The following is a 7858-nucleotide window of genomic DNA, read 5'->3' on the forward strand; positions in this document are numbered from 1 at the left end:
CTACTGCTCCTCGGCCCGGTTGCCCAGGGCACCGGGTTCGTCGGCCGCGACATCCCGCGGCCCTTCCTGGGCGAACGCCGTGAGGCGCTCGACATACTTGGCGATCACATCGACCTCTAGGTTCACGACGGTGCCGACCGGGCTGCGCCCGCGGATCGTCAGGTCCAGTGTGGTCGGTATGAGGGAAACTTCAAAATAGCTACCGTGGACATCCATGCCCACCGCGGAGACCGTCAGCGACACCCCATCGACGGTGATCGAGCCCTTCTCCACGACGTAGCGGGCGATCCGGTCCGGCAGCGAGACGCGCACGACCTCCCACTTGTCCGCGCTGGTGCGGGTCAGCACCGTCCCCGTCGCATCGACATGGCCCTGCACGATGTGCCCACCGAGCCGCGCGCCCACCGCCATCGCGCGCTCGAGATTGACCGCGCTGCCCTCCTCGAGCTTGCCGAGGCTGGTCCGGTCGAGGGTCTCCCCCATCACATCCGCGGTGAAGGCACCCTCGGGAAGCACATCGACCACGGTCAGGCAGACGCCGTTGACCGCGATGGAGTCCCCGTGCCGGGCATCCGAGGCGACCAGCGGCCCGCGAACGGTAAGCCGGGCAAAATCACCCATGGTGTCGATCGTGGCGATCTCGCCACGTTCCTCCACGATTCCTGTGAACACTCGCGCTCCTGTCCGACGGTCAGCCTCCACGTTATCGCGGCACGAGGCTGATGAGCACATCCTCCCCGAGCATCTCGACGCTCTCACAGTCAAACCTGTGCGCCTGATCGATATTCCCGACGCCAGCGCCAACGACCGCCGGGGTGCCGGCGCCGAGGATCATCGGCGCCACGTAAGCAGTGATCCGGTCGATGTATCCGGCCTGGAAGAACGCGCCCGCGAGATGCGGACCGCCCTCGAGGACCACATCGGTGCGATCACCAAGCGCATCGAGGACCGCGCTGATCTCCCGCGAACGAACCAGGATCGTGGGGGCGGCATCATCGAGGACCCGGGCCGCCGGGGGCAGCTCGCGGGTGCCCACCACCACGCGCGCGGGCTGATGATCAGCGAGGCTGCCATCGGGCAGGCGCGCGGTCAGCCAGGGGTCGTCGGCAAGGACCGTGCCGGTGCCCACGATGATGGCGTCGATGCGGGAGCGCTCGAGCCGGTCCCTCGCCCGCGATGCCGAGCCGGATATCCATTGGCTCGAGCCGTCCTCGGCAGCGCAGCGGCCATCGAGGGAGGCGGCGTACTTATAAGTGATGTGCGGGCGCCCGGTGCGCTGGCGGTGCAGCCAGGAGCGCAGCGGGCCGCGCGCCACCGCGCTGGGGTCATGCCAGGTAGTGACCACCACGCCCGCCCGCCGCAGCGTACGCGCGCCACCACTGGCCAATGCCATCGGATCGTCCACCGCGTAGTGGACCTGCGCGATGCCCGCCTCGATCACGGCCTTGCTGCACGGCGGCGTCCGCCCCTGGTGATCGCACGGCTCGAGGGTGACCACCAGCGTGCCACCGAAGGCACGCTCCCCCGCTTCCCGCAGCGCCATTACCTCGGCGTGCGGTCCACCCGGCGGCTGCGTGGCACCGACGCCCGCGATCGTTCCCGCGACGTCGAGCACGACCGCGCCCACTGGTGGGTTCGGACTAGTCCGGCCGCGGGCCTGCTCGGATGCCTCGACGGCTCGGCGCATCGCCTCGTGCAGGTTCACGCGCATTGCGGGCCCTGGCTAGCTGGCGTAGCGCGGATCCGCGGCGCGGGCACGCTCGCGCAACTGGTCCACTGCCGCCGCTGGATCGGCCGAGCCATAGACCGCTGATCCGGCAACGTAGCAGTCCACCCCGGCCGCGGCGGCCTCATCGATCGTGTCCAGCGCGATTCCGCCGTCGATCTCGATCATCAGGTCGAGCTCGCCGGAATCAACGAGCCGACGGGCTGCGCGGACCTTGTCGAGCACCTCGGGCATGAAGCTCTGGCCACCGAAGCCCGGCTCCACGCTCATCACCAGCAGCACATCGAACTCCTTGAGGATGTCGATGTAGGGCTCGAGCGGAGTGCCCGGCTTGATGGACAGGCCCGCATTGGAGCCTGCCGCGCGCAGGGCTCGGGCGACCGAGACCGGATCATTGGTGGACTCGGCATGGAACGTCACGTTATAGGCACCCGCCTCGGCGTACGGCGGGGCCCACCGCTCCGGGTCCTCGATCATCAGGTGGCAATCGAACGGCTTGCTCGACGCCTTCATCAGGCTCTTGACCACGGGGAGGCCGAAGGTGAGGTTGGGCACGAAGTGGGCGTCCATGACGTCGATGTGCAGCCAGTCGGCATTGTCGACGGCACGAGCGTCGTCGGCGAGATGCGCGAAATCTGCCGACAGGATCGAGGGGGCGATGATGGGGGCGGTGGGGTGAGCAGCCATGATGCGAGTGTAAGAGGTGCGGGTGCTAAAGTCCGAACGCGATGAACACGCCCCTTGCCCTCACCATCACCGCGCTCGCGCTCGCGGGCATGGTGTGGACCTTCGTCAAGGTGATCGCGGACAGCCCGATCGACCCCGCTCGCCGCGCTGACAAGGCGCTGCTCGGCACGCTGGGCCTCGTCGAGCTGCTGACCATCGCGCAATCGATCCTCGGCGTGGTGCTGCTCATCGCGGGCGACCGCGACATCGACACATTGACATTCGTCCTCTATCTCGTCGGCGTGCCGCTGATCCTGCCGATCGCGATCTGGTGGGCGCTCGGCGACCGGACGCGCGCGGGCGCCGGGGTTCTGACCGTCGCGCTGCTGTCCGTGCCGATCATGGTGCTGCGCATGTACGCGGTGTGGGCCGCTGGGACGGCCTCGTGAGCCCCGCCATGGCCGCGAGCTCCCGCGATGAGGACAAGCTGCGCGAGCGCACCCGAACCGGCGGGGGGCGCGTGCTCATCGCCGTCTATGCCGTGTTCAGCCTCGCCGCCGCGGCACGCTCGTTCGTGCAGATCGTGCAGCGCTTCGACATCGCGCCCATCGCTTTCAGCCTCTCCGCGGTGGCCGCCGTGTTCTACATCGTCGCCACCATCACCCTCGCGCGGGCGAGCACGGTATCGCGGCGCCTCGCGGCGTGGTCGTGCATCATCGAGTTCGCTGGGGTGATCGTCGTCGGCACGATCAGCCTGGCCGTCCCGGAGTGGTTCCCCGAGCCGACCGTGTGGTCGCACTATGGGTCTGGCTACCTGTTCATCCCGCTCGTGCTCCCGCTGATCGGGTTGTGGTGGCTGCGCCACACCGCGCACGAGTGACGTAGCGGGAGCGACGGCGGGCTGGTGCCCGGCGGTGTGGCGGGGCGGCGGACGGGTGTGCGGCTTGGCGGGTGTGCGGCACCCGGCGGCTGTGCGGCGGGCAAAAGCACCCGGTTCCGGTAGACGCGATAGAAACTAGCCTGGTTTTTCGGCCTTTTCTATCGCGTTTGACCCCGCGCAAACCAGCGCCGCCCGTGCCTTGCGCCCGCGGAGGCCAGCGCCGCCCGTGCCACGCGCCCGCGCGACCCAGCGCGATAGGGCTAGTCGTCCTGGATGCGGCGCCACGGCCGCGCCTGCTCCAGCTCCATGGCGATCTCTAGCAGGACGCGCTCGTCGCCGAGCGGCGCCGAGAGCTGCACCCCGATGGGCCTTCCGTCGCTGGTGGTGCCCGCGGGCAGGGAGATCGCGGGGTTCCCGGCCGCGTTGTTGATCGGCGTGAAGGAAACGTAGGTCTGTAGCCGCTCGATCAGTTCCTCGAAGGGATGGTTAGGCGACAGGTACCCGATCGGCGGCGTGGTGTGGCCCACCACCGGGCTCAGCACGATGTCCCATGGCTCGAACCATTCCTGCACCACCGCGGAGGTGCCGCGCAGCCGCCGCAGGGTGGCCGGGGAGCGGTATGCCTCCCGCCAGTACCGCTGGGCGAGCCCGAGAGTGAGCGGATCGAGGCGCGCCCGATTGAACTCGCGGCCATGCATCCACCGGCCGGGGGCGGTGAGGATCACCGAGAGCATCCCCCAGTAGTGAACGAAGTCCCGCGCGAAGCCTGGCCCCACGGGCAGCGTGGCATCGTCGACGTGGTGGCCGAGGCTCGCGAGCAGGTCCGCGGTGGCGCGCACCGCGCTCCGCGTCTCGGGATCGGTGGCGTGGCCGACCACGGAATCCATCACGATGCCGATCCGGCGGCGTTGCTCGCCCGGAGCGCGGATATGCCCGATGGGCGGGAGGGCATTGTTGCGGAACACGCGCTCGGCATCAGCGTGGAACGCCACGACGTCACGGACGGAGCGAGCGACCACGCCGTCCGAGATGATGCGGACGGGCAGCGCGTCCTGCACGGGCTCGGTGCGCATGCGGCCGCGGCTCGCCTTGAGCCCGACGAGCCCGCACGCGGCGGCGGGAATGCGGATCGAGCCACCGCCGTCGTTGGCATGGGCGATGGGCAGGGCGCCGCTCGCAACGAGTGCTGCCGCGCCGCCCGACGAGGCCCCGGCCGAGTAGTCCAGGTGCCAGGGGTTGCGGGTGGGCTCGGAGGCGGCGAACTCCGTGGAGGCGTTGAACCCGAACTCGGGCAGGCGCGACTTGCCGAGAGGCACCAGCCCCACGCCGAGGAATTGCTCGACGAAGCGGTCGGTGTGGCGCACCGGTCGCGCCGGGACGGCCAGCGATCCACGAGTGGTGGGCTGCCCGGCCAGATTGACGTTGTCCTTCAGCATCGAGGGAACGCCCGAGAGAGCTCCTCGCCCTCCTGAGGGTGCCGTGCGCGCCATCTCGCGGGCACGCTCGAAGTCCGCGAGCTGCAGGGCATGGAGGCGGGGCTCGATGTCAGCGATCCGCTCGATCGCGGCCTCGACCGCCTCGGCCGCGGAGATGCTGCCGTCGCGGATCGCGGCGGCGATCCCTACCGCGTCGTGATCGCTGAGCGCATCATCGCGGAAGGCGTGGACTCGCGCCTCTGGCGCGGCGGGGGGCAGCTCAGTTTCTCGCACCGCGCCGATGATACGCCGCGCGGCCCCCGCCCGCCCTTCGAGAAACCCGTCCCGCCTTGCGAGAAACCGGGCCCGTCCCGCGAGGGATCGGCGGGCCCGCGCCGGGCTACTCGGGCTTGCGCAGCACCGCGATGAACATCGCGTCCGTGCCATGGCGGTGCGGCCAGAGCTGCACGAACTCCCCGGCTGGGCCGGCCGCCGCGCGAGGCACCTCGTTGAGCACCTCGCCCGCGGGGACCGCCTCGCCCCCGCGCTTGCGGATCGCGTGCGAGACAACCCCGATCGTCTCCGCCACGTGCGGGGAGCAGGTCGAGTACACCACGATCCCGCCAGGCCGGACGAGATCGATCGCGGCATCGAGCAGCTCGCGCTGCAGCCGCGCGAGGCCCGCGACGTCGCTGGACTGCTTGCGCCAGCGCGCCTCCGGCCGCCGGCGCAGCGCGCCGAGCCCCGTGCATGGCGCGTCCACGAGTACCCGGTCATAGCCGGGCTCGAGGCCGCTCTCCCGGCCATCAGCCTCGTGGACGGCCACCGGGAGCCCCTTCACCGAAGTGCGGACGAGCTCGGCGCGGTGGGTGGAGATCTCCACGGCATCGAGGCGCGCGCCGTCGATCGCGGCGATCGCACCCATGAGCACCGCCTTGCCTCCCGGTCCCGCGCACAGGTCCAGCCAGCGACCTCCATCCTCCCCGGAAACTGGTGCGCGCAGGGCCGCGAGGGCCACGAGCTGGCTGCCCTCGTCCTGCACCGAAGCGAGGCCATCGCGAACCGGATCGAGCTCGCCGGGGTCGCCCGACTCCAGATGCACGGCATACGGCGAGTAGTTGCCCTCCGTGCCGCCTGTGACCAGCGCTAGCTCCTCGCCGGTGATCTCGCCCGGCCGCGCGACGAGGTGGATCGTGGGACGTGCATCGTCGGCGGCGAGGGCCTCATCGATCTCGGCGGCGCCCGCGCCGAGCGCGTCGGCGAAGGCCTGGCCGATCCAGCGCGGGTGGGCATGCGTGAACGCGGCCCGACCGATCGGGTCGGTCGGCGCGAGCTGCGCGATCCACTGCTCCTCGGTCTTCTCCGAGACCCGGCGCAGCACTGCGTTGACGAAGCCGGTGATCCGCTCGCCCCCCTCGGTGCGCGCCATCGCGACGGCGGTGCTCACCGCGGCATGCGGCGCCACCCGGGTTCGCAGCAGCTGGTAGGCGGCGAGCCGGAGAATGTCGAGGATCGTTCCGTCGATCTCGTTGGCGGGCCGCCCCGCCGCCGCGGCGATGATCTCGTCGAGCAGCCCCTGCGCGCGGCACGCACCGTATGCGAGCTCGGTGGCGAAAGCGGCAGCGCGGCCAGTGATCCGGCGGTCGCGCAGCAGCTTGGGAAGCATCAGGTTGGCGTAGGCCGAGCGATCGCGCACGGCGCGCAGCACATCGCGGGCAGCGAGGCGCGCCGGATCCACGGGTGCGTCAGTGGGAGGCTCGGCCCGCGCCGGGCCCCGGCGCCCGGACTGCCGCTGCGGGGGCGTGGGGCCAGGCCTGCTGCCGCCCCGGCCGCCGCGCCGCGGGTTGTGGGCGGGCCCATGCCGGGATGGTTCGGGGGGATTCACTGCGCGGTCGCTCCTTCTGCGAGTCGCGCGCCGCGAGCCCAGTCGGCGGCGCGCATGGCTTTCTTGCCCTGGGGCTGGACGGTGTCGAGCTGTAGCGCTCCCGTGGCCGTGCCGACGCGCACGGTGCTCTTGGTCGCCTGGATCTCGCCGGGGGCGAGGCGGGTGGCCTCGTCCACGCCCGCGCTGGTGATCTTCACGCGCAGGTCGCCCACCATGGTCCACGCGCCTGGTGCTGGGGTCATGGCGCGGATGTGGCGTTCAACGATGTGGCCGGGCTGGTCCCAGCGGGCCCGCGCGGCCTCGACCGTCACCTTGGGCGCGTGGGAGACACCATCGGTGGACTGCGGGATCGCGGTCAGTGTGCTGTCCTCGAGCCCGTCCATCGTGTGCTCGAGCAGCACCGCGCCGGCCTCGGCGAGCCGTTCGAGCAGCACCCCGGACGTATCGGTCGGCCGGATCCGCTCGGTCATGGTGCCGAGCACGTCACCGGTGTCGAGGCCCTCGTCGATGCGAAAGGTCGTGGCGCCCGTCATGTCATCGCCCGCGGCGATCGCTGCCTGCACGGGAGCGGCGCCGCGCCATGCGGGCAGCAAGGAAAAGTGCAGGTTGATCCATCCCAGGCGGGGAATGGCAATGACCTCGCGGGTCAGCAGTGCCCCGTAGGCCACGACCGGGCAGCAATCGGGACCGATCTCCGAGAGTTGCTCGAGGAACTCCGGATCGGAGGGGCGGCGCGGGGCGAGCACCGGGATGCCGTGCTCGTCGGCGAGCTGGCCTACCGGGCTTCGCCGCGCTCGGCGACCGCGCCCTGCCGCCGCGTCCGGGCGCGTGACCACCGCGGCCACCTCGTGGCGGGGGCTATCGATGAGGCGGCGCAAGGCCGGCACTGCCGGTTCGGGGGTGCCGGCGAAGACGAGCCGCATGGATCTCCCTCTGGTCGTGGATGGTGGTTCAACCGCACCAGTCTATTGTCCAGGGGCCGTGCCGCGAACTCCGCTAGCTGTTGCTCGCGACGAAGGTTTCCACCAGTCCCACCCCGGGCGCCATCATCTGGCATGCGGCTGCGGGCTCGTGCCGGGGATCGAGCGCGCTGAGCACCAGATCGTGGACGGTCGGGTTGTAGAGGAGCTGGAAGTGACCGCTCATGTCGAGCGGGCAGTGGTCCTGCAGAATGATGTTTCGCGCGCCGGGCCCGCGCAGGGCCGAGTTCTCCATCGGCTGGATGACCTCGTCGTGGCTGGTGTTGATCGTCGTGTAGGAGAGGCCGGGAACCGTATCGGCCGGGG

At 70.8% G+C, this 7858-nt stretch carries 8 protein-coding genes and 1 pseudogene; 2 read left to right on the forward strand and 7 right to left on the reverse strand.

Annotated elements, in window-relative coordinates:
- Genes HT102_RS02005 through rpe form a run of 3 tightly spaced genes read right to left on the reverse strand, consistent with a single transcriptional unit; the run spans position 1 to position 2413 of the window.
- The gene (locus HT102_RS02005; protein ID WP_192037728.1) at positions 1-672 is read right to left on the reverse strand and encodes a riboflavin synthase; all 672 of its coding nucleotides are present in this window, start codon (positions 670-672) and stop codon (positions 1-3) included.
- 31 nt (positions 673-703) lie between these two features.
- Positions 704-1711, reverse strand: a complete 1008-nt coding sequence (ribD, locus tag HT102_RS02010) for a bifunctional diaminohydroxyphosphoribosylaminopyrimidine deaminase/5-amino-6-(5-phosphoribosylamino)uracil reductase RibD (RefSeq protein ID WP_192037729.1) — start codon at positions 1709-1711, stop codon at positions 704-706.
- Between the two features lie 12 nt (positions 1712-1723).
- Complete coding sequence (rpe, locus tag HT102_RS02015) at positions 1724-2413, reverse strand: ribulose-phosphate 3-epimerase (protein WP_192037730.1); 690 nt, start codon at positions 2411-2413, stop codon at positions 1724-1726.
- Positions 2414-2454: 41 nt separating this feature from the next.
- Between rpe and HT102_RS02020 the strand changes: the two genes are divergently transcribed.
- Together HT102_RS02020 and HT102_RS02025 are read left to right on the forward strand one after the other, a co-directional pair.
- Positions 2455-2841: a hypothetical protein gene (locus HT102_RS02020; protein WP_192037731.1), complete on the forward strand. Its 387-nt coding sequence runs from the start codon at positions 2455-2457 to the stop codon at positions 2839-2841.
- On the forward strand, positions 2838-3272 hold the full coding sequence (locus HT102_RS02025) for a hypothetical protein (RefSeq protein ID WP_333473234.1): 435 nt from the start codon (positions 2838-2840) through the stop codon (positions 3270-3272). Before HT102_RS02020 ends, HT102_RS02025 begins: the two co-directional genes overlap by 4 nt.
- Positions 3273-3532: 260 nt before the next feature.
- Here the strand turns inward: HT102_RS02025 and HT102_RS02030 are convergent, their stop codons facing one another.
- The 4 genes and pseudogenes from HT102_RS02030 to HT102_RS02045 all read right to left on the reverse strand — a co-directional run.
- Entirely contained in the window at positions 3533-4981 is a 1449-nt protein-coding gene (locus HT102_RS02030; protein WP_333473235.1) for an amidase, read from the reverse strand.
- 106 nt (positions 4982-5087) lie between these two features.
- Positions 5088-6572 carry an RsmB/NOP family class I SAM-dependent RNA methyltransferase gene (locus HT102_RS02035; RefSeq protein ID WP_192037733.1) on the reverse strand — a complete coding sequence of 495 codons (1485 nt, stop codon included), beginning with the start codon at positions 6570-6572 and terminating at the stop codon, positions 5088-5090.
- Complete coding sequence (gene fmt, locus HT102_RS02040; RefSeq protein ID WP_192037734.1) at positions 6569-7495, reverse strand: methionyl-tRNA formyltransferase; 927 nt, start codon at positions 7493-7495, stop codon at positions 6569-6571. Before fmt ends, HT102_RS02035 begins: the two co-directional genes overlap by 4 nt.
- Before the next feature lie 73 nt (positions 7496-7568).
- Positions 7569-7858: pseudogene (locus HT102_RS02045) on the reverse strand (lipase); the annotation flags it as partial.

The organism is Lolliginicoccus lacisalsi (assembly GCF_014841105.1).
GTDB classification, from domain to species: domain Bacteria; phylum Actinomycetota; class Actinomycetes; order Mycobacteriales; family Mycobacteriaceae; genus Lolliginicoccus; species Lolliginicoccus lacisalsi.